Source organism: Pedobacter sp. UBA4863, assembly GCF_002399615.1.
GTDB lineage: Bacteria > Bacteroidota > Bacteroidia > Sphingobacteriales > Sphingobacteriaceae > Pedobacter.
The window spans coordinates 78,690-100,501 of sequence record NZ_DHDZ01000040.1; the positions used below are offsets into that span (position 1 = coordinate 78,690).

General features: G+C 37.7%; 23 protein-coding genes, 1 tRNA gene and 1 pseudogene. 11 read left to right on the forward strand and 14 right to left on the reverse strand.

Translation table 11 applies throughout. The annotated features are described in order from the left end of the window. Positions 1-684, forward strand: a pseudogene (locus tag B3I52_RS10445) (glutamine--tRNA ligase); the annotation flags it as partial. A 53-nt stretch (positions 685-737) separates the two neighbouring features. On the opposite strand, the gene nadD reads toward B3I52_RS10445, so the two are convergent. From nadD to B3I52_RS10465, 4 genes are all read right to left on the reverse strand, one after another. Beyond that, positions 738-1,313 carry a nicotinate (nicotinamide) nucleotide adenylyltransferase gene (gene nadD / locus B3I52_RS10450; protein WP_293301032.1) on the reverse strand — a complete coding sequence of 192 codons (576 nt, stop codon included), beginning with the start codon at positions 1,311-1,313 and terminating at the stop codon, positions 738-740. 105 nt (positions 1,314-1,418) lie between these two features. Continuing rightward, positions 1,419-1,988 (reverse strand): guanylate kinase, encoded by a 570-nt coding sequence (gmk, locus tag B3I52_RS10455; RefSeq protein ID WP_293301034.1) that lies wholly within the window; start codon positions 1,986-1,988, stop codon positions 1,419-1,421. A 66-nt stretch (positions 1,989-2,054) separates the two neighbouring features. Next, the gene (locus B3I52_RS10460) at positions 2,055-2,918 is read right to left on the reverse strand and encodes a YicC/YloC family endoribonuclease (protein ID WP_293301036.1); all 864 of its coding nucleotides are present in this window, start codon (positions 2,916-2,918) and stop codon (positions 2,055-2,057) included. A gap of 281 nt (positions 2,919-3,199) precedes the next feature. Then, complete coding sequence (locus B3I52_RS10465) at positions 3,200-3,937, reverse strand: lysophospholipid acyltransferase family protein (protein ID WP_293301038.1); 738 nt, start codon at positions 3,935-3,937, stop codon at positions 3,200-3,202. A gap of 115 nt (positions 3,938-4,052) precedes the next feature. On the opposite strand from B3I52_RS10465, the gene B3I52_RS10470 reads away from it, so the two are divergent. Next, positions 4,053-4,739: a hypothetical protein gene (locus tag B3I52_RS10470; RefSeq protein ID WP_293301040.1), complete on the forward strand. Its 687-nt coding sequence runs from the start codon at positions 4,053-4,055 to the stop codon at positions 4,737-4,739. A gap of 63 nt (positions 4,740-4,802) precedes the next feature. Here B3I52_RS10470 and rnc read toward each other — a convergent pair whose 3' ends face one another. The 3 genes from rnc to B3I52_RS10485 all read right to left on the reverse strand — a co-directional run bounded on the left by rnc (position 4,803) and on the right by B3I52_RS10485 (position 7,125). Continuing rightward, entirely contained in the window at positions 4,803-5,531 is a 729-nt protein-coding gene (gene rnc, locus B3I52_RS10475) for a ribonuclease III (protein ID WP_293301042.1), read from the reverse strand. Between the two features lie 75 nt (positions 5,532-5,606). Further along, positions 5,607-6,860: a beta-ketoacyl-ACP synthase II gene (gene fabF, locus B3I52_RS10480; protein WP_293301044.1), complete on the reverse strand. Its 1,254-nt coding sequence runs from the start codon at positions 6,858-6,860 to the stop codon at positions 5,607-5,609. A 28-nt stretch (positions 6,861-6,888) separates the two neighbouring features. After that, the gene (locus tag B3I52_RS10485) at positions 6,889-7,125 is read right to left on the reverse strand and encodes an acyl carrier protein (protein WP_008508386.1); all 237 of its coding nucleotides are present in this window, start codon (positions 7,123-7,125) and stop codon (positions 6,889-6,891) included. A gap of 152 nt (positions 7,126-7,277) precedes the next feature. Between B3I52_RS10485 and B3I52_RS10490 the strand changes: the two genes are divergently transcribed. The 3 genes from B3I52_RS10490 (at position 7,278) to B3I52_RS10500 (ending at position 9,438) form a co-directional block, all read left to right on the forward strand. Further along, on the forward strand, positions 7,278-7,697 hold the full coding sequence (locus B3I52_RS10490) for an IPExxxVDY family protein (RefSeq protein ID WP_293301046.1): 420 nt from the start codon (positions 7,278-7,280) through the stop codon (positions 7,695-7,697). A 129-nt stretch (positions 7,698-7,826) separates the two neighbouring features. Further along, positions 7,827-9,257, forward strand: coding sequence for a pyruvate kinase (pyk, locus tag B3I52_RS10495; RefSeq protein ID WP_293301048.1), 1,431 nt, complete (start codon positions 7,827-7,829; stop codon positions 9,255-9,257). Between the two features lie 88 nt (positions 9,258-9,345). Further along, positions 9,346-9,438: transfer RNA gene (locus B3I52_RS10500), tRNA-Ser, on the forward strand. Positions 9,439-9,553: 115 nt separating this feature from the next. Here B3I52_RS10500 and B3I52_RS10505 read toward each other — a convergent pair. After that, positions 9,554-10,597, reverse strand: coding sequence for a hypothetical protein (locus B3I52_RS10505; protein ID WP_293301050.1), 1,044 nt, complete (start codon positions 10,595-10,597; stop codon positions 9,554-9,556). A gap of 135 nt (positions 10,598-10,732) precedes the next feature. Between B3I52_RS10505 and B3I52_RS10510 the strand changes: the two genes are divergently transcribed. Together B3I52_RS10510 and B3I52_RS10515 are read left to right on the forward strand one after the other, a co-directional pair. Next, entirely contained in the window at positions 10,733-10,939 is a 207-nt protein-coding gene (locus tag B3I52_RS10510; protein ID WP_293301052.1) for a YtxH domain-containing protein, read from the forward strand. 52 nt (positions 10,940-10,991) lie between these two features. Beyond that, complete coding sequence (locus B3I52_RS10515) at positions 10,992-11,675, forward strand: class I SAM-dependent methyltransferase (protein WP_293301054.1); 684 nt, start codon at positions 10,992-10,994, stop codon at positions 11,673-11,675. Positions 11,676-11,733: 58 nt separating this feature from the next. Here B3I52_RS10515 and pepT read toward each other — a convergent pair whose 3' ends face one another. Then, entirely contained in the window at positions 11,734-12,987 is a 1,254-nt protein-coding gene (gene pepT / locus B3I52_RS10520; protein WP_293301056.1) for a peptidase T, read from the reverse strand. 74 nt (positions 12,988-13,061) lie between these two features. Here pepT and B3I52_RS10525 point away from each other — a divergent pair, with 74 nt between their 5' ends. From B3I52_RS10525 to B3I52_RS10535, 3 genes are all read left to right on the forward strand, one after another. Beyond that, entirely contained in the window at positions 13,062-13,796 is a 735-nt protein-coding gene (locus B3I52_RS10525; protein ID WP_293301058.1) for a hypothetical protein, read from the forward strand. Between the two features lie 78 nt (positions 13,797-13,874). Beyond that, positions 13,875-15,617 carry a M14 family metallopeptidase gene (locus B3I52_RS10530; protein ID WP_293301060.1) on the forward strand — a complete coding sequence of 581 codons (1,743 nt, stop codon included), beginning with the start codon at positions 13,875-13,877 and terminating at the stop codon, positions 15,615-15,617. 2 nt (positions 15,618-15,619) lie between these two features. Next, positions 15,620-16,237 (forward strand): rhomboid family intramembrane serine protease, encoded by a 618-nt coding sequence (locus B3I52_RS10535; RefSeq protein WP_293301061.1) that lies wholly within the window; start codon positions 15,620-15,622, stop codon positions 16,235-16,237. Here B3I52_RS10535 and B3I52_RS10540 read toward each other — a convergent pair. Both B3I52_RS10540 and B3I52_RS10545 read right to left on the reverse strand, forming a co-directional pair. Then, complete coding sequence (locus B3I52_RS10540; RefSeq protein ID WP_349678679.1) at positions 16,217-17,248, reverse strand: hypothetical protein; 1,032 nt, start codon at positions 17,246-17,248, stop codon at positions 16,217-16,219. The genes B3I52_RS10535 and B3I52_RS10540 overlap by 21 nt on opposite strands. Positions 17,249-17,538: 290 nt before the next feature. Further along, positions 17,539-18,669, reverse strand: a complete 1,131-nt coding sequence (locus B3I52_RS10545) for a hypothetical protein (RefSeq protein ID WP_293301062.1) — start codon at positions 18,667-18,669, stop codon at positions 17,539-17,541. 160 nt (positions 18,670-18,829) lie between these two features. On the opposite strand from B3I52_RS10545, the gene B3I52_RS10550 reads away from it, so the two are divergent. Next, entirely contained in the window at positions 18,830-19,861 is a 1,032-nt protein-coding gene (locus tag B3I52_RS10550; RefSeq protein ID WP_293301064.1) for a dipeptide epimerase, read from the forward strand. Positions 19,862-19,898: 37 nt separating this feature from the next. Here B3I52_RS10550 and B3I52_RS10555 read toward each other — a convergent pair whose 3' ends face one another. The 3 genes from B3I52_RS10555 to B3I52_RS10565 form a co-directional block, all read right to left on the reverse strand. After that, positions 19,899-20,099, reverse strand: coding sequence for a DUF6358 family protein (locus tag B3I52_RS10555; protein ID WP_293301066.1), 201 nt, complete (start codon positions 20,097-20,099; stop codon positions 19,899-19,901). A gap of 79 nt (positions 20,100-20,178) precedes the next feature. Beyond that, complete coding sequence (locus B3I52_RS10560; RefSeq protein ID WP_293301068.1) at positions 20,179-20,496, reverse strand: rhodanese-like domain-containing protein; 318 nt, start codon at positions 20,494-20,496, stop codon at positions 20,179-20,181. Between the two features lie 197 nt (positions 20,497-20,693). Then, entirely contained in the window at positions 20,694-21,752 is a 1,059-nt protein-coding gene (locus B3I52_RS10565; RefSeq protein WP_293301070.1) for a hypothetical protein, read from the reverse strand. Positions 21,753-21,812 lie beyond the last annotated feature (60 nt).

A 21,812-nucleotide genomic window follows, 5' to 3' on the forward strand; every position in this document is an offset into this window, starting at 1 on the left:
TTATTGGAGTTCTGTATCCGTGAAGATTTGAACAAAAAAGCAACTAGAGCAATGGCGGTGCTAGATCCAATTAAATTGGTAATTACCAATTACCAAGGCGATGGCGAGATTTTAATTGGAGAAAATAATCCAGAAGCAGCAGATAAAGGCGGCACAAGAGAAATTCCTTTTAGTAAAGAACTTTGGATAGAACGCGAAGACTTTATGGAGGAGCCTGCTAAAAAGTGGTTCCGTTTGGCACCAGGTGCAATGGTTCGTTTAAAGTTTGCTTACATTGTGAAGTGCGAAAGTTTTGTTAAAGATGCAGATGGAAATGTAACGGAGGTTCATTGTACTTATATTCCAGAATCTAAGAGCGGAAACGATACTAGCGGAATTCATGTAAAAGGAACCATTCATTGGGTAAGCACTAAACATGCTAAAACTGCAGAGGTAAGATTGTACGATCGTTTATTTAGCGTAGTTTCTCCTGATGCAGAAGAGGGCGACTTTAAGGAGTATTTAAACCCTAACAGTAAGGAAGTGTTGAGCAATGTTTATATCGAACCTGCTCTTGCCGAAGCTACTTTGGGCACAGGCTATCAGTTTATCCGTAAAGGATATTTCTGTTTAGATAAAGATTCTACAACAGATCATTTGGTGTTTAACCGAGTGGTTTCTTTAAAAGATGGCTGGAAAGGATAATAACCCCAGCCCCTAAAGGGGAGCAATATACTAAAGTCTCCCTTTAGGGAGATTTAGAGGGTTTTATAAAGACTTTTCTTATCCATAAAATCTATTACAGCATCCGGCACTAAAAACTGGATGCTTTTTTCTTGATTAATCGCATGGCGGATAAATGTAGAAGAAATATCCATTTGAGGGGTTTCGGTAATCACTACCGATGGATGGTTAGCCCATTCCCTTAAATCAACTCCCGGTCTTGGGTAAACGAAAAGCTGGTGGTTTTGCAGCAATACCTCATAGTTCTTCCACTTTTTAAAGGAAGCCAAATTGTCTGCCCCCATAATTAAGGCAAATTCTTTTTCAGGATATTTTTCTTTTAGATGGGTTAACGTATCAATGGTATAAGACGGTTGCGGCAACTTAAACTCAATGTCGCTCACTTTTAAATGAGGCGCATTCTCGGTAGCCAAACGAGCCATTTCTAGGCGGTCGTACATATCTGCCAAGCCAGCTTTTTGTTTTAAGGGGTTATGTGGCGAAACTACAAACCAAACTTCTTTTAAATTGGTATAATTGGCCATGTAGTTGGCAATTACCAAGTGCCCAATATGGATGGGGTTGAAAGAACCGAAAAATAAGCCAATCATTTTTTCTTTATTTATGCCGTCATTTCGATGAGGAAGTACGACGAAGAAAAATCAGTATTCGTTAGATTTCTCCTCATACTTCGTAGAACTGACGAATCATTAAAGTTACTGCTTCAAAAAATCACCTACCAGCTGTTCCGCTTCAGCGCAAGCTTTTTCCAATTCAAAATTCTTAAGAATTACGTCAAATTTATCAGCGTAAGCTAATTCTTTTTCGGCTTTGGCATAACGTTCTTGCAATTTTTCTTCGCTGTCGGTACCCCTGCCTGCCAAACGTTCTTTCAATACTTCCAAAGAAGGCGGTTGAACGAAAATAGCCAAGGCATCGTCTTCAAACTTACGCTTTAAGCGAAGGCCTCCTTCTACATCTATATCAAAAATTACATGTTTACCAGTGTTCCAAATTCGTTCAATTTCAGAGCGCAAAGTGCCATAAAATGTACCGCTATAAACCTCTTCAAACTCAACAAATTCTTGATGGGCAACCTTGTGAAGAAACTCTTCCTTACTAATAAAGTAGTAGTCTTTTTCGTTCGTTTCGTCGCCACGCAGTTCTCTTGTAGTTGCCGAAATAGAAAAACTAAGATTGTCGAATTTGCTCAACAAATGTTTTACGATAGTGGTTTTTCCTGCGCCAGATGGAGCCGAAAATATAATGAGTTTGCCTTGTTTCATTTTGTGAAGCTTAAAGCGAAAAGCTGAATGCTCAAAGCTTTAGGCTTTAAGCTTTGGGCTTTGGGCTTATAATACGTTTAGTAACTGTTCTTTAATTTTTTCTAATTCTTCTTTCATGCCCACCACCAATTGCTGTATCTGTGCATCGTTGGCCTTAGCGCCCATGGTATTAATCTCTCTGCCAATTTCTTGAGAAATAAAGCCTAGTTTTTTTCCGTTAGCGTCTTTATCTTTTAAAGTGGCCATAAAATAATCGCAATGGCTTTTTAAACGGGTTTGCTCTTCGGTGATGTCTAATTTATCAATGTAATAAATTAGCTCTTGCTCCAAACGGTTCTGGTCGTAGTTGGCTTTGCCAATAGTGTCTTCTAAAAACTGCGTTAGGCGGACTTTAATAGTTGGTGTTCTTAAAGGGGCCAGTACTTCTACTTCGGCAAAAAAGCCCAGTATGTTTTTTATACGAAGCTCTAAATCAGCCTTCAATACTTTGCCTTCATCTACCCTAAACTGATTAAAGTGCTTCAGCGCCTTTTCAAAAGTTGCTTCCAGCACTTTCCATTCACTTTCGCTTGCTTCTTCTTCGGTATAGGTAATCACCTCTGGTAAATTAAGTACCGCAGGCAATAAATTAGTAATATCAGCACCTAAGGCTTTGTTGGCTTCAACCAATTGGGTGTAGTATTTTTTTAATAAGGTTTCGTTAATAGCAGCTCCTTTTTGTACTTCTTCGCTACGTTCTAAGGTAACTGCAATACTAACCTTTCCCCGTTCAATTTCCTTGTTGCAAATGTTGCGCAGGTAAAGTTCTTTGTCAGAAAATGCTCTTGGAATTTTTAACCCTAATTCAAGAAACTTAGAGTTTAAAGATTTGATCTCCACAGAAAACTTAACGCTTTCGGAATTTGTTGAGGCCAAGCCGAACCCGGTCATTGATTTTATCATGTGCAAAGATAGTAAAAAGGATTTGAGGTGAAAGGAGTAAGGCTTAAGGTTTTAATGATGACGTATAATTATTTTTTGCAAAAACAATGCTGCTGGCTCTTCGGCAACCTCAGCCCTGCTGTCCATTATAGCCCTCATACTTCGGGGCTGTCATTTCCATCAGGTTTAATTAACATAGTACTGTGCTAAGGTTTTCAAGTTAAATTAACGGTCGGCTCATTGTATAAAATTGCCAATCATAATAAGCATGTCGGTCATAAATAAACAATTTACCCCGCATTTATAATTGCTTCCTCCATTACATCGTAAACTTTCTTTTTTAAGGCCGGTACATCTTCCATCGTTAATTCAATTACCGAAATTTCGGACAAAAAAACAGTAGTAATTAAGCCCGGTCTAGCTTTTAAAGGATTTTTTCTTGGCAGTAACTTTCGGTTGTTGAGCATTACAAATGGAATAATTGGCGTTTGCGTTTCAATGGCAATACGAAATGCGCCGTCATAAAAGTCGGCTAGCGGTTTTTCTGTTTGGTTCATCGTACCTTCCGCAAAAATCAAGATAGATTGTCCGTTGGAGATATCCTTTTTCAGTGTTTCTACAGATTGTTCCCGGCTTTCTTTGCTGTTGCGGTCTATCATTACTACAATTCGCTTGTAGATTAATCCAAATACGGGCACTTTGGTCATTTCTATTTTTCCCAAAGCACTAAAATATTGAGGAATACTTAAGCATACGGCTATGGCATCTAAATAAGAACCGTGGTTACCTACATAAATATGAGATTTAGATTGGTTAATTGATTTTTTGTGCTGTGTTTTTATCCAAAAGCAACTCAATACACTAAAGAGTGCCGCCCATGTTCGTAAGACCACCAAAATGGCCTTTTTCCCTGTATTAACAGGCAATATGGTCGAAAATATTAAAACAAAAGGTAAGGCTGCGAACATCAGTAGAATAAAGATGATGGCTGCGTATAGCAAAAAAACGGCAGATAGAACCTTTCGCATAAATTAACTTCTTTTAACTTAATCAAAGTATAAACATTTGTTAAGTTTACAAAATAATATTAAGGCTACAATGTGGTGTAAAGCAAAGCTGATATTTTCTCTTTTTTCTGCCATTATGTTCATTGGTAAAGCTTCTTTTGCTCAAAGAGAATTTAACATCAATGGTGTAATTTTCGAAAATCAGACAAAAATTAGGGTGGCATTGGTAGAGATCAAAAACAAACGATCTGGATTTTCTACAGGCAGCAATGATTTAGGCATTTTTTCTATCAAAGCAATTCTTGGCGATACCTTGCTCGTTACCAAAAGAAATTTCAACGATTTGGAAGTAATTGTTAAAAACGATCGCGATTTGGTGCTGTACATTAACAAGGGCGCAACACTAAACGAAGTTGTAATAACTGGAAAAACAAAGAAACAAGCTTTAGACGAGCTTAAAGAAGCTTATCGGAATAAAGGCTCTTACTATGGCGGAAAGCCTCCTTTGTCGCTCTTAAATCCTTTTGGAGGCAGTCCGTTAACTTTTTTATACGAGCTTTTTGGTAAAACGCCCAAGCAGGCTAAAAGGTTTAATCGTATGTATCAAAACGAAATGCAAGATGGCCAGGTTGACCAATTTTTTAATAAGGCGGTTATAAATAAACAGACAGGCCTAACGGGCGTGAAGCTCGAAGATTTTTTAGTGCAATATCGGCCTACTTATGAACAGGCGAAGAACTGGAATGTGTACGACGGCATTAAATGGATTAATGATTCGTACAAGAAATACAGTGATACTGCGGGCAAAATTAAAAGTAACTAGTTGTTTTGGGGTTTAGTTTTTTAGTTGTTTGGGCAATTAGCTCATCATCAAATTAACCAATTATCATATCGACAAAGCTTCGCAAGCTTTTTCTGCAGCTAGTTTTTCTGCATTTTTTTTGTTGTAGTCTCTGCCAATACCAAAGTTTTCATTATCAATCATCACTTTAACGGTAAATAGCTTAGCACTTTCGCCTTCGCCATTTTCTACCACATCAAAAGCAACTTCTTTACCTTGGCGTTGGCACCATTCAATTAAGCGGCTTTTAAAATTAGTTTCGGTAATTTCTAAATGATGTATATCTACGTAAGGCTTAATAATGCGCTTTAAAATCAGGTTTTTAGTGAAATCATAACCCTTATCCAAATAGATGGCACCAATTAAAGCTTCAAAAGCATCGCCATACATCGAGTGATGTTTCGACTGGAAGTTTACGGTCTTTTGGTCAAAGATAATGAGTTCGTCAAAACCCATTTTGCGGGAAAGCTGGTTAAGGTTTGCTCTATTTACAATCTTAGAACGCATTTCTGTTAAAAAACCTTCCTCTTTGTAAGGATAATTCTTAAAAAGCAATTCGGCAACTACTGCACCTAAAATGGCGTCGCCTAAAAATTCTAATCTTTCGTTACTGCTTCGGCTGCCATTTTTTAAAACTTTAGCTGCCGAACGATGCCTAAAAGCCATTTTGTACAGCGTAACATTACCTGGTACAAAACCAAGTACATTTTTTAGTTTTTTTACAAACTGCTTATTAGGCGAAAGATATAGTTTATAAATGCTGAACAATGACATCAACTAGCTTCACAAATTAATACACCAAAGCAGTTGCCTATAAAATACAGTTGCTGCTCATCCTAAAATTATAGGTTATTCTTCGTATTTCTTGAAAATAACAGAAGCATTATGCCCGCCAAAACCAAAAGTATTACTAATAGCTGCTCTTACTGTACGTTTTTGCGCTTTGTTAAAAGTAAAGTTCAGTTTCGGGTCAATTTCAGGATCGTCTGTAAAATGGTTAATTGTTGGCGGCACAGTATCATTGTTAATTGCAAGAATAGCTGCCAAGGCTTCTACCGCACCAGCGGCACCCAGTAAATGGCCTGTCATAGATTTGGTAGAGCTGATGTTTAGCTGATAAGCATGTTCTCCAAACAAATCTACAATGGCTTTTGCTTCTTGTATGTCTCCAAGCGGAGTAGAAGTACCGTGTACGTTGATGTAGTCGATGTCGTTGGTTGTTAAGCCTGCATCTTGTAAGGCTTTAGTCATTACCATTTTAGCGCCCAATCCTTCTGGGTGGGGAGCTGTAATGTGATGTGCATCTGCACTCATACCGCCACCTACAATTTCAGCATAGATTTTAGCGCCACGAGCTTTTGCGTGTTCTAATTCTTCTAGAATAATAGTGCCTGCACCCTCTCCGGCCACAAAACCATCACGATCTTTGTCAAACGGGCGAGAAGCCGTTGCAGGATCATCGTTACGAGTAGATAAAGCATGCATTGCGTTAAAACCACCCATGCCTGCTTCGTTTATAATCGCTTCAGAGCCACCGCTAATAATAATATCGGCAGTGCCTAAACGAATATAGTTAAAGGCATCAATCATCGCATTGGTTGACGATGCACAGGCAGAAACAGTAGCGAAGTTTGGTCCACGCAATCCATACTTCATTGAGATATGCCCTGGAGCAATATCAATAATCATTTTCGGGATAAAGAAAGGGTTGTATCTAGGTGTACCATCTCCTTTGGCGAAATTTGTAACTTCGTCTAAGAAAGTTTTTAAACCTCCAATTCCAGCGCCCCAAATTACACCAATTCGGTTGGTGTCAAGCTTAGAGAAATCATATCCTCCATCTTTAACGGCCTCTTCGGTAGCAACTAGTGCATATTGAACAAACGGATCTAGCTTACGGGCTTCTTTTCTATCCAAATAATCTTCTGGATTGAAATTCTTAACCTCGCAGGCGAACTTTGTTTTGAATTTTTCAGTATCGAAACTCTTGATAGGCGCAGCGCCGCTCACACCATTTGTCAATGCTTCCCAAAATTCGGGAACACTATTTCCAATTGGAGTGAGCGCACCCAACCCAGTAACTACTACTCTTTTTAATCCCATTTATAAGTATTGTACAGAAAAAGTATTTCTACTTAACGTTTTTTTCTAAATAAGCAATTGCTTGACCCACAGTTCCGATAGTCTCAGCTTGATCATCAGGAATAGCTACGTTAAATTCTTTTTCAAATTCCATGATTAGCTCTACAGTGTCTAATGAATCAGCACCTAAGTCGTTTGTGAAAGACGCTTCTGGCGTAACTTCACTTTCATCAACACCTAGTTTTTCTACGATAATAGCCTTTACTCTTGAAGCAATATCAGACATAATTTTATAATTTAATGGTTAAATAATTCAGTGCAAAGAAAAATAAATTCTAACACTTTTCAAATGTTTTTATTTATATGTCAATTTTGTGCGTTTAAAACCTAAAGTAAAATTAGTTTTATAATTTCGTAATCCTAATAAAAAAGTACATTTTGAACAAAACTTATTTAAAACTATCGCTAGATTTAGATTTTGTGCTAATTGCCATAACAGCATCGCTAAAAGATTATGTTTTGTGCCACAAGATAAACACTAATTTAAACTTTGAGTTTGCTAAAATAGATGATCATGAAGTTTATTTTAATACAGACGAAGAGCCTTTGGCATTTTCTAAGTATTATTTTTTTGTTGAAGAAGGTGAAGTAGAATACTATTTGGTAAGCAACAGAAACAGCGAAGGCTTCTTGGTGCCAGAAATGAACAAAGTAGATTTCTTTATGATAATACATCAGTTTATTGGCAAAGAAGATCTTAATTTAGTGTTAACTAGGCTTAATAAAATACCTGATATACAGGTTGCTGCGCAAATAGATGTGTATAAATTAAAGTCGAAAGAAAATTTGGTAATGTAAATTTTATATTGATAGTGTAGTAAATACACTATATTTGAATCTCAAATTAAATTGAAATAATATAATCGATACTTAAAACCTAAAGGCAATCAGTCTTTTTTTGTTTAAGTTTAACCATAAAATAATTTAATGAAACCTTTTCATTCCAGAACCAAAATAGTAGCCACTTTGGGGCCAGCATCTGCAAAAACAGATGTTTTATATAGCATGTTTAATGCCGGTTTAGATGTTTGTAGATTAAACTTTTCTCATGGCTCTCAGGCCGATCATCAGGCGGTAATAGATACCATTAGGGATATCAATAAAAAGCACAAATACAACGTAGGTATTTTGGCAGATTTACAAGGGCCCAAAATTAGGATTGGAATGGTTAAAGATGGTGGGATTAACCTAGTTAACGGTAGTAAAACCACCATTACCACGCAAGAATGTGTAGGTAACGAAGAGCGCATCTACATCACTTACGAAAGCTTTCCGAAAGATGTAAAAGCTGGCGAAATTATTTTGTTAGATGATGGAAAGCTGCAAATGCGTGTGCTGGAAACTAACTACAAAGACGAAGTAATTTGCGAGATCGTACATGGAGGTATTTTAACTTCTAGAAAAGGAGTTAACTTGCCAAACACCAAAGTTTCTATCCCTTCGTTAACTGTAGAGGATAGAAAAAACTTAGATTTTGTATTAGAAAGTGACGTAGAATGGATTGGTCTTTCTTTTGTTCGTAACGCAGCAGATATCGTTGAGCTAAAAGACATCATTAAAGAGCGTGGAAAAACAGCTAGGGTAATAGCTAAAATTGAAAAACCCGAAGCAATTGCAAATATAGACGAGATTATTGCCGTAACAGATGCGGTAATGGTAGCCCGTGGAGATTTAGGGGTAGAGATGCCAATGGAAGAAGTGCCTTTGTTGCAAAAAATGATTGTACAGAAATGTAGGGCGGCCTCTAAACCGGTAATTATTGCAACCCAGATGCTAGAAAGTATGATTACCACTCCTCGCCCAACACGTGCAGAGGTAAATGATGTAGCTAACTCAGTATTGGATGGTGCTGATGCGGTAATGCTAAGTGGTGAAACTTCGGTAGGTGAGTTCCCTTTAATTGTGATCGAAACTATGCAGAAAATTATCAGTAATATAGAAGAGAATAACTATCCGTACTATGCCGAAAAGTTTTTAAAGCCAAAATCAGATAGTTTCTTGGGCGATGCAGTTTGCGATTCGTCTTGTTTCTTGGCTAAGCAAACTGATGCTGTAGGTATTGTAACGATGACATCAAGTGGATATACTGCTTTTGAAATAGCAAGCCACCGTCCGCTGGCACCTATTTTTACTTTTACCAGTAACGAAAGTTTGTTAAATACATTAAGCTTGGTTTGGGGCGTAAGAGGATTTTTTTACGATAAGTTTGAAAGTACAGATAGGACCATTGAAGAAGTAAACGACGTGTTGAAGAAGAAAAAATTGGTGAAAAAAGGCGATGTAGTGATTAATACGGCTGCTGTTCCGTTAGAGAAAAGAAGTAGGACCAATATGGTTAAAGTTTCCATAATAGAGTAATCGCTATTAAAATGCAATACCATGCCCTTTTCATTTTGATAGGGGCATTTTTATTGAATAAAATTCTATTTTTGCGATAGCTAAAAAAGGAGAAGTGTCCGAGTGGTCGAAGGAGCACGCCTGGAAAGTGTGTATCCCGATTGCATCGGGATCGAGGGTTCGAATCCGTCCTTCTCCGCCAATAAGCCGTTTCAATACTTGAAGCGGCTTATTTAATTTTAACAGCTGTATTTGGTGAAATCCCAAACCTCATTCGCTATTACGGTGCTTTTTCAATTAAAATTTAGGCAGCTTAGTTATAATTTTACCTGTCTAATAATGTTTTTGAGGTTAAGTTCAATAATGTCCGTCATGTTTTGACATTGCGTATAGGAAGTATCGTTATAATAGGCAGCCATACTTTCTTTTAATTTGATAATGTTTTTGGGCGTAGTTAGTGCTTCCTTTCTCGAAACATCTCTTAAATCGGTTAAACGGTGGCGTTCACTCCGTACCCGATGCACAATAGAAGAAAGCTCTTCTTGTTTGTACTGTTGTACCGTCTTTTCGGTTAAATGCTCCATGCAAAGCTGTACCAAAGGGAAGTTTTCTTTAAAAAACTGGGGCATATAAACTTTAATGTTTCCTTCGTAAAACTGTTGGTCAAAGTCTATGGCCCTTATACGAAATTGGATATCATCAAAATCTGGGGTAATTTGTACTACAAAATTGTAAGAGCGCATATCGCCAAGTAAGGTAACCAAACAACGCTCATTAAACTTTACAAACTCTTTAGCTATACGTGTTGGGTTAAAATCATCTTGCTTAATTTTTCCTTTGTTAAACACATCTCCGGGCAAGCCTACAATATGTTCTTCAATCATGGTATCTTCATCTACCAAATAATTAACTTGGTTGGGCGATAAAATTTCTTCCAGTTCTAACCCGTAAATTCTAGAGGAATCAGCTTTTTTCACATAAAAGTAATCGTAAACATCATTTAATCGATTTACAATCCTGATACGAAACGGGTGGGTGTTGCCAAAAGTACAATAGTCAATCCTGTCAATGTACTTGTGCTCTACAATACGTAAATTGCCCGAGGCCTTTAGCTTGGCATATATAATTTTTAGCCCATTATGTAGCTCCTCAATTTGGCTTTGTGCATAAATGGGGCTTTCCCAAAGCGTATCTTTGCCATCTTTATCCATAATAGGATAACTTTCTGTAAAGTTTTTTAAGTCATCGTATTTAATGGGTAAACGAGCGTCGCGTTGGTAGGTGCGTAAATATTTATGTAAATTTTCGCTTACCGGAAATATGGGCTTTTTACGAGAAATCTTAACGTCTGTAGGTTCCATGAGGTGCTATTTGCTCTTGCAATTTACCCATTATTTTGGCATAAAACTTAAACTCGCACTCAAATTCGAACTCAAAAAACAAATCTTTAAAACAATCCACGCTCCTTGTCGTTTTTTATTAAAAGAGTTTCAATTATGACAAAGCAAACAAAAATATTAGGCGGTGTTTTAGCAGGGGTAGCTTTAGGTGCCGCGGTTGCAATGATTTTATCATCAGATAAAAATAGCGATATGAAAAACAAAATAAACGATTGGTTTTGCGACCTTTTCGATAAATCGAAAGATAAGTTAGCTAGCGTTGCGGATATGGTAAAAGAACGTTCCAGTCAAATGAAAGCGTAATAGCATTACGGTTTAAAATTTTTTGAAAAGGGCATTTCCGTATATTTGACACATGGATATATACGGAAATGCCCTTTTAGATTTTCATAGGTTTGGCAAGGCCGATGTTTTATGGCTACATAATACCTACGGCGATCCTGAAGAAATGCCTATTGATATTTTCTTTAGAGATGAGGAAGAGATGCCCGAAATAGAGCTTAAAGCGCTCAACCTGTGTAAAGGTAAAGTTTTAGATGTAGGTGCAGGCGTTGGTAGCCACGCACTATTGCTCGATAAAAAAGGGGTGGAGGTATCTGCCATTGATATATCTCCAGTTGCGGTGCAAATTATGCAAGAGCGTGGCGTAAAAAAGCCTCAATTGCAAGATTTTTTTACCCTTACTGAGAAATACGATACGCTATTGTTTATGATGAACGGCATTGGGCTTACGGGAACCTTACAAGGCTTCGAAAATTTCTTGGAAAGTGCAAAAAAAGTCTTAAATCCAAATGGACAATTACTGTTTGATAGCTCTGATATTTCTTATTTATACGAGGATATGCCCATGCCCACCGACCACTATTTTGGCGAAATTAGCTATTGCTATGAATACAAAAAGCAGAAGGGAAATTGGTTTAACTGGCTTTACCTAGATCCAGCCACGCTGCAACGTTTAAGTAAGCAACATGGCTGGAGTTGTAAGATTGTTGAGGTGGATGAACAAGACCAATATTTGGCACAGCTTACTGGCCCCTAAATCCCCTAAAGGGGAAGTGCCTAGTTAATGAACCATATTAAAGTCCCCTTTAGGGGATTTAAGGGGTTTCTTCCCAAACTTGCGCTAAGTGCACTATGGTTTCTACGGCTTTCACCATGTCTTGTACGGCTACCCATTCTTGTTTGCTATGAAAAGCATGCCCACCGGTAAATATATTAGGACAAGGCAAGCCCATAAAAGATAGGCGAGAACCATCGGTGCCGCCCCTAATGCTACGCGTTATTGCGTTAAGTCCTGCTCTTTTTAAAGCCTCGATACCATTAGCCATAATTTGAGGATATTTATCTAACACCTCTTTCATGTTACGGTATTGCTCTTTAATGGTTAACGTATAGCTCGATTTTGGATAAGCCTTCATTACTTCTTTCACTATTTTTTCTAGCGTTTTACCGTGGGCTTTTAACAGGCCATTATCAAAATCGCGAAGTATAAAACTAGCTTCGGCTTGCTCGGCAGTTCCACTCATGCCAACTGGGTGAATAAAACCTTCTTTTTGGGAAGTACTTTCTGCACTCAATTTATCTTTCGGTAGCGAACTGATAATATCTGCCAAAATCTTAATAGCACTTTCCATCTTTCCTTTGGCAAAACCCGGGTGCGCACTTACACCATTAATCACCAACTTAGCACCATCGGCAGAGAAAGTTTCATCCTCAATGGAACCTAAAGTTTCCCCATCAATGGTGTAAGCAAAATCCGCACCTAATTTCTTTAAATCAGCTTTATCTACTCCTCTTCCAATCTCTTCGTCTGGCGTAAACAAAATTTTAATTGTACCGTGCTTAATTTGAGGGTTTTGCATTAGGTATGTGGCAGCTTCCATAATTTCGGCTACACCTGCTTTATTATCTGCACCCAATAAAGTGGTTCCACTAGCAGTAATGATATCGTTGCCTAGTTGGTTTTTTAGGTCCCGATGTTCAGAAAGTCGTAAGATTACACTGTTGTCATCAGGTAAAACTAAATCTTCACCTTGGTAGTTTTTATGGATAATAGGTTTAACATTTTCTCCACTACTATCAGGCGAGGTATCCATGTGCGAGCAAAAGCAAATTACGGGTACGTTTTTAGTTGAAGTGGCCGGAACGGTGGCATATACGTAACCATGTTCGTCTATATGGGCATCAGTAACCCCGATGGCTAAAAGCTCTTCAACCAATACTTTTCCTAAGTTTTTTTGTTTGGCTGTAGAAGGAGTAGTTAGCGAAGATGCATCAGATTGGGTATCGATTTTTACGTATTTCATGAACCTTTCGGTTACAGAAACAGCATTTATTTTAATATCTTGCATAAATTCAAAGATATTATTTATTTTTCTGAATAAAGATTATACTTTTGTATAGCAAGCACTTAATTCATAACAATTTGAAAAAACATTACTTAGCTTTATTCCTAATAGTTATAACGGTAACGGCATTTGGTCAGTCAAATTTTTACAAGCTTAGTTTAGGTGGCGGCGTTGGCGGTACATATAGTTTTACCGATGTTCAGAAAGGTGGCTTTGCATTAGGGTATGTAGGCAATCTAGATTATCATTTTTCGCCGTTTATTACCGCAGGTATCGAATTACAAAAAGGAACGCTAAAAGGCGGTGGCAACGGTGGCAATACTCCAGACGAACATGGCAGAGTTTTTACCAACTCTTACATGGCTTACAATGTGAATTTTAAATTTAGAGCCGGCGAAATAACAGACTTTTATTATAGCGATTTTTTAAACTATACCAAAGGTTTTTACCTAGGAACAGGTGTAGGTATGATTAATAACTCGGTAAAAAACATAGCCAGCAAGGCTGCAATTGATGGAAATGGAAACCCCTATACCTACAATTTCCCATTGGCAGATAAAAAATCGAATATGGTGGTGCCTATAAACATAGGGATAGATTTCTATTTTCCAGATGGTTGGGGAGATGTTAGGTATGTTTTTAATGTTAACTACCAAGCAAATTGGACTTTTGGCGAAGGGCTTGATGGTTATGACGATACAAAAACCATCCGTAGAAATGTAGGCAGTGCTCCAGACATCTATAACTTTCTTTCGGTTGGCTTTAAATACACCTTTGGCCCTAAAGGCTTAACAGGGAAATCAATTCGATAATCGCTCATTATCCAAAATTTTGGATACAGTTATTTTCTTCTAAAAACAAAAGCTACATTTATATCCAAATCATTAAAAATGAGGATATACTTTTCTTTACTTTTTGTTTTTACAAGCATGACCACCTTTGCACAACTTACCCCCTACGAAAAGAGCAAAAATAAGTCAACAACGACTTACAACGAAGCCATTTCGTGTTACGAAGGGTTGGTTAAAGCCTATCCTAAACAAGCTAAACTGCTCAGTTATGGACAAACAGATTTTGGCAAACCACTACATTTGTTGGTGCTTAATAGGGATGGCGTGTTCGAGCCTTCAAAAATTAAAAAGGCCGATAAAAGAGTGTTGCTAATTAATAATGGCATTCATCCGGGCGAACCCGAAGGAATTGATGCCAGTATGATGTTGGCCAGAGATTTGCTCAAAAGCCAAAAGCTCCCTAAAAATATAGTGATCTGTATTATTCCGGTGTATAATATTGATGGTAGTTTTAATCGTACCGGTACCTCTAGGGCCAATCAAAATGGGCCATTAGCTTATGGTTTTAGGGGAAACAGCAAAAACTACGATCTTAACCGCGATTTTATTAAAACAGATTCTAAAAACTCGGAAAGTTTTCAGCAAATTTTTAATACTTGGCAGCCCGAAATTTTTGTAGATACGCATACCAGCAATGGAGCAGACTATCAATACACAATGACTTTAATTCCTACGCAAAAGGACAAGTTAAATCCATTGTTAGCCAATTATCTGAGCAAGCAAATGCTTCCATACCTCTATGCAGAAATGAAAGCCAAAGGTTTTGAACTTATTCCCTACGTAAACTCGGTTAAAGAAACACCAGACAGCGGTATTAGTGGTTTTATGGAAAGCCCTCGCTATAGCACGGGCTATGCAGCTTTGCACAATACCATTGGCTTTATGCCCGAAACGCACATGCTTAAACCTTACGATAAACGGGTAGAATCTACTTATAAACTGTTGCAAACTTATATTGCTATTGTAGAAAGAGATGCCAGAATTATTGGAGAAAATAAGGCAAAGGCCGATGAAATTATCGCTAACCAAAAAACGTTTACACTAGATTGGAAGTTAAATAGAGAAAAATTTGAGGAAATTGAGTTTAAAGGCTACGCTGCTAAATATAAAACTAGCGAAGTTAGTGGTTTGGATAGGCTCTACTACGATCGAAACGAACCTTATACCAAGACCATTAAACAGTGGAACAACTTTGAACCAGCGTTAACCGTTGAAAAACCTATTGCTTACCTTATTCCGAAGGCTTGGGATAAAGTGATTAAACTGTTGGTGCTTAACAATGTAAAGGTGCATCAATTAAAGAGCGATTTAAAGCTAGAAGTAGAAGCCTATTACATTGCTGATATGAAAACGGCTCAAAAACCTTTCGAAGGGCATTATTTACATTCGGCGGTTAAGGTAGAAACGAAGGCCCAAACCATTAATTATTACGAGGGAGATTACGTGGTTTACGTTAATCAAAAAGCCAACAGGTATATTGTAGAAACCTTAGAGCCACAAGCTCCGGATTCTTTCTTTAACTGGAATTTCTTTGATTCTATTTTAGGGCAGAAAGAGCATTTTTCTTCGTACATTTTTGAAGATACTGCTGCTGAATTAATTAGGAAAAATCCATCCTTAAAACAAAAACTAGAGCAGGAAAAAGCTAAAAATCCCGAGTTTGCAAAAAGTGCTTATGCACAATTGGAGTTCGTTTACAAAAATTCTGATTATTTTGAGCCAACTTTTATGCGCTATCCTATTGGTAGGCTAATAAAAAACACAAAACTAGATATTAAATAACTATGCTATTAGAATATTGGAACGCTGCGCCTGTAGCCTCAATCATTTTTGTTTTTACCTTAATTACCAGCATTTATGCTTTTAACAACACCGATTTGTTTGGCAAATTTATGTTACATCCTTATAGCGTTGCAAAAGGTAATAAGCTATATACTTTTATTACCAGTGGCCTAATTCATGCAGACTGGATGCACTTGTTCTTTAACATGTTTACGTTCTTCTTCTTCGCTTTTCAACTCGAAGTATTAATTGGGCATTGGCAGTTTGCGCTACTTTATATCGTGTCGTTAATTCTTAGTGATATTCCTACCGCAATTAGACATAAAAACGACTATAGATACAGCAGTTTGGGTGCGTCTGGAGCAATTAGTGCAGTACTCTTTAGCTATATTTTATTTAAGCCTTTAAGTATAATTGGTGTAATGTTTATCCCTATGCCGGCCATCGTTTTTGGAGTGCTTTACCTCATTTACTGTATGTACATGTCTAAAAACTCTAGAGATAGCATTAACCACGATGCCCACTTTTTTGGGGCATTAACAGGTTTGATATTGACAGTAATTCTTGTTCAGGGAGTAATTCCTCATTTTATTGCCGAACTATCCAGCATCTGGCAATAAAGGCTGCTCAAAGAAACTTAATGGAGCTTTAGGATCTTTAATGATTTCGAATAAGGTTAAGCCGTAAGGTTTCCAGAAATTTTCTAATACCTGTCCGTAGGTTTTGTGCTGCCACTCGTCAAAAATAGGCTTGTGCTGTATTCCTCGTAAAGGCATAGGGTCTATGTAAGCAACACCATTGGCCTCAATTACATTGTACTCTGGTAAGCGGTTAAACAGATAGGCAGAATAAAAGAAACGAGCGGCCAGTTCCTCAAATTGCTGGTCGGTTAGTGGTCTATCTTTAATAAAATCCAAGAGTTGTTGATGGTACCTTTTGTTGGTTCCGTTGTCTTGTAGGCAAGCTACAATGCCAAAATCTTTAAACTTTAGGGAAAAGATTAACGTATTGATCTCATCTCTAAAGCTAAATCCGGTTGTCGCATTTTCTAACGGTACTACTACAATAGACCATGGCGTAAAGCCTTCAAATTCCACTTTCGTAAAGATGCTTTGCAGCATTAGGTGTAAGTTGCCAAATTTGTGCATCAACCCTTGCGACATGTTCATGCCATCGCCACTGAGTTGTTTTAGGCGAATGGCGCCCTGCATCTCGATATACAAAAAGCTGTACATTAACTTTCCAATCCATTGAAAAAGCTCAATTTCTGGCACAGCCGATACCCCTTTATATCCTTGTTCAAATGCAGTTGCTATTTTTTGCTCTAATGGCAAAATGGCTTCGTTATAAACGGTAGCACTTACCGGCACTACCAAACTTTTATAGTTTCTAATACTTTCGTCTAATAGCTTAATTTGTTCATCGCCCGTAAGGTTGGCCATATTGAGCAACCAATCTGGCAGTACACGAACGGCCAAAGGCGATGTGTCATCTCCACTAAGAAAACATTTGTCGTTCCTGAAATCGAAACTTTTAAAAGGATTATAAAGACTATGGTTCATTGCTGCAATATTAGTAATTATTGCATTTAGGGAGGTGGTTTTATTGTCATTTGTTGGAGGGCGAAACATCTTTCGCCCTTATACAGCCTTGCCGATGAAAGTGATTTGATAGGTGTACAAGCTTTAGTTATTTAAACCTGATTGACGCGGATATACTTTTTGTTACGTAATTTCGACGAGGTACGAGGAGAAATCTGTTAGTTTGATGCGTCTCTTTTTAGATTTCTCACATACGTTAGAAATGACGACGAACGGTACGCAAAAAGATAGCAGCAAAAAGCAGGGCTACCGTTAATCGTAGCTACTAACCCTGCTTTTCAAAAAATCTCCTATAGTGGGCGAAAAATGTTTCGCCTTTACTAATACCTACTGTAAAACGAAGTGATATGATCTACCAATTGTGCATAAATTGGTTTGGTAAACTCTACGAACAGATTTGCAGGAGGCGGAGGCATAACTTCTCTTTTCCTGGTTACGGCCAGTTGTTGCCTGTCCAAAGCTCTTTCATCGCCTTTAAAAGAAGCCCAATTATCTACCCAAACGTAAGTGCCGGCCAGCTTTTTGTTGCGTAGTAGTTTGTTGGTGCTTAAATCTACTATTGCAAAATTTAATAAGCCCGATGAAGAAACCTGCTTTTCGAAAACGCTATACGTGGCACGCACAGTTCCATAAATCTTACCCTGTCTGTTTTCGCCTATTACCACACTATCTCTTTTCAGCTTTTCTACTCTTTCTTTCACATAGGTTTGTCCCACTACAAAATCGTCGAAATGAAGTTCTACCAATTGGTCGGCCCTTACCCTTTGTTTATTGGCCTCTGCTTCGGTGTAGAAACGAACAAAGGTATTTCCCTTATAAGTAGCCAAGTAATTGGTAATTTGTTGTTGAAAATAATCGTTACTTAACCTGTACATATTACTGTTGATGATAGCAGGCTGAACCACCACTTTTAATACCGCAGCCCAATAGGCATCTTCAATTTTATCTTTAACACCTTTTAAAGACGGATACAAACTTTCTGCTTTTAAAAAATGGTTGTAGGCCGTTTTTGCACTCTGACGATTGTTCTCTCTTAACAACCTTTCGCCCAAAAGGTAGCGTGCTTCTGCCGCTTGATATTTAGAGTGCTCATATTCTTTCACATATTTAGGCGGATTGGGCACTAAATTTAAACAGCTTGGACAGCTATTTATTTCATCGCTCAACTGGTTAATTTGTTGGTAGCGATATAAGATGCTTTCCCATTTCAACGCATCAGCCGAAACCTTTGCTTCATCAATCTTTCTCAGGTGTGTTTTCACAGCCAAGTCGAAAGCTACCGGCAAAACCTCTAAGGCTTCTTTATTTTGTGGCGAACTCTTTAAACGACCTACCGCTTTAGAAACCGCAGCATCATAATCGCCTTTTTGCAGTGCATTTTTCCCTGTGGTACATCCAACAAATAATACGCACAAATAAAGAAAATAACGTAATCTTAAACTAGTTTTCATTTGGCTTATTTATTTTCATTCATGGTAATGATACTATTTCGATTTAACTTTTTAATTCTATTTTTGATAAATCAAGATAGGTTCATGGCCACCTTTCTTTTAAAAAACTTCACAAATATACTATTGGCCATACTTGCTTTTACGATATAGACGATTAAAGATGAAAATTAGTTGCAAAGCTTTTGAATTGGAATTGAAACACCCTTTTTCTATTGCCAAATTTACCCGAACCAGCACACCTTTGTTTTTGTTGAAAATTGAACACGAGGGCATGGTGGGCTACGGTGAGGCGAGCATGGTGCCTTACATGGGCGAAAGCTACGAAACAGCAAATGCTTTTCTTAAAAAAGTAGATTGGAACCGCTTTCGGTTTCCTTTAGACTTTGCTACGGTGATGGCATATTTGGATGATTTAGCCCCAGGAAATCCAGCCATTAAGGCCGCCATTGATATTGCACTTAACGATTTAAACGGCAAACTGTTAAATAAGCCTTGCTACGAGGTATATGGCGCAGATCCCGCTAAGATGCCGGTAACATCGTTTACTGTTGGCATAGATACACCAGCAGTTTTGCGCAAAAAATTGGAAGATGCCAAAGGCTTTAAAGTGATAAAGGTAAAATTGGGAAGAGAGAATGATCAAGAAATTATAGAGACCATTCGAAGTGTTACTGATGTGCCTTTGTATGTAGATGCCAACCAAGGTTGGAGCGATAGGATAAAAGCCATTGACTTGATTTATTGGTTGCATAACCAGGGCGTGGTGTTAATTGAACAACCAATGGACAAAAATGATTTGGAAGGAAATGCTTGGTTAACCGAGCGAAGCCCTATTCCTTTACTGGCCGATGAAGCCATGCAACGGCTAAAGGATTTGGATGGGTTAAGAGGAGCTTATCACGGTATAAACATTAAGCTAATGAAAAGTACTGGAATGTACGAAGGGCATCAAACTATTCTAAGGGCACAAAAGTTGGGCATGAAGGTTTTAATTGGCTGCATGAGCGAAACGTCTATTGCTACTTTAGCTGGTGCACACTTGGCGCCATTGTGCAACTGGGCCGATTTAGATGGTCCTTTCTTAACGGTAAACAATCCGTTTGAGCAACCAGAATTTAAAGACGGAAAGTATATTTTAAACGACTTGCCGGGTTTGGGGCTTAAGGGTATGAAGGAAAATTTATTCGACTAAAACTATAAAGCCACCAAAGTTTTGGTGGCTTTATAGTTTATTTTTTTGGAGGTCCTTGTTTAAGTTCTTTGTTCAATTCTTTAATTAATTTTACTTTAAAGAACAGAAAAGCGGCCAAAACAGCAACTAAGAAAATAGAAATTAAGGGACTTTTATTCTCATACGCCCAAAATGCACCCATAATACAAAGTATCATGGCTAAATTATAAAAGGCGTTTAAAAAAATCTTTTTCTTCATACTATTTGAATAATTAAATGAGAAGAAAACTAAATGACCAAGTACATTATTTAATCATTTAGTATTTTTTCATTCAAAACTAATAAACTGGCATGTTAGGGTCAAAAGCTTCTTGCCAAGCTAAAATACCACCTTTTAGGTTGTGTAAATTATCAAAACCGTGTACTTGTTCTAATTGCATAATAGCAGCGGCACTACGTTTGCCGCTACGGCATTGTACAATTACGGGTTTATCCCTGTCAATTTTATCAGCTTCAATTAAAATGCCACCCAAAGGGATGTTTAAACCGTTAAGGTTAGACGTTTCATATTCGAAAGTCTCCCTAACATCAATTAATTGAAAAGGTTCATTATTATCTATTTTTTGTTTTAAGTCTTGAACTGTAACTTCTTTCATGATTTTGAATTTTTAGCAAAGATACGAATTACGGTATTAATTAGCGGAGCTCCAAGTATGCTATGGTATTTTTACTTTTCTTGTACTCGAATTGGATAGGCCGAAGTCATATAAACAAAATCGGCTGCAGGATTTTCCTACAGCCGATCGTGTTTAATGCCTTTCATGTTTATTAGTAAAGGTATTGCTTTTTGAAGCTACAATCGGTTAAAAAAAGTACTACTATGGTGGTCTAGCATTTTTTTACAGGCTTCGTAAGCACCTTTTGCATATTTTTTACCATCAACCTGTATTACTTTTGCTTCGTTAGACGCTACATTTTCCGGATTGTAGATGGTATAAAGCCCAGCACTTGTGCCAGTAAAATCGGTTCTGTTGTTGGCATAACTTTGCACTTTTGTAGCTTCCACAACATCGCCAATAGGTAAGGCATCTTTTAAAACACCTACATACATTGTTTCTGGCCCTAAGCCCATTTTACCTCTATAAAATGCAACTGTGCTTGTAATGCCCTCCACCGTATTTTGACCTTTAAGCTTAATTTTTGCAGTACTGGTACTTATGATGGCTTCGGTAGCTGCCAAGCGCATATTTGTTTTAATCTTAATGTTTGCTCCAGCACCTCCCCAAGCATTTTTATCTTCAACAAACATTACAAAAAGATCTACGTTTGCTATAATCGCATCGTTTAAATCTTTAGAAAGTTTGGCATATACAAAATGCGGCTGACCTAAAAAGCCTCCTTTTTTTACTTTTCCATCTTCGGTAACCTTTTTAGCATAATAGCTATAATTGCTTGGGGTTGCAGTCATTAACCCTGCGTACTGAGATACGCTTACCTTTCCGCCCTCCAATTTTACATAGTCGGCATAGGTTTCTGCTTTACCAGCTTCGTCGGCCGTAATTATATTCATGCCTTTTGCCTTAACCTGGTCTAAGAAATCTTGATAAAGCTTGTCGGTAGCTTCCTGTACGTCTTTCTCTGAAACTCCGGTTAGCCCTACTGATAAAGAAGCTTTGGCATCGCCTTTATATGCGCCCCCACCAAATGCCCTGCCGCCCTGTTTAAAATCTTCTTTTTCATTATAAACTTGAAAGTTTACGTTAAAGTTGGCAATATAGAGGTTCTTTTCGCCTTTTATTTTACCCAATGCCTGCGAGAAATTAGTTTTTGGATCAAACTCGCCTAGTGTTTGGGCCTGCACGTATAGACCTATGGCGATACAGCAGGATGTTATTGCTAAAAATTTTTTCATTGTTTAGGTTGTTTATTTTGAAGATGAAATTATAATTCTCGTTACAGAAGTTTATGCGTG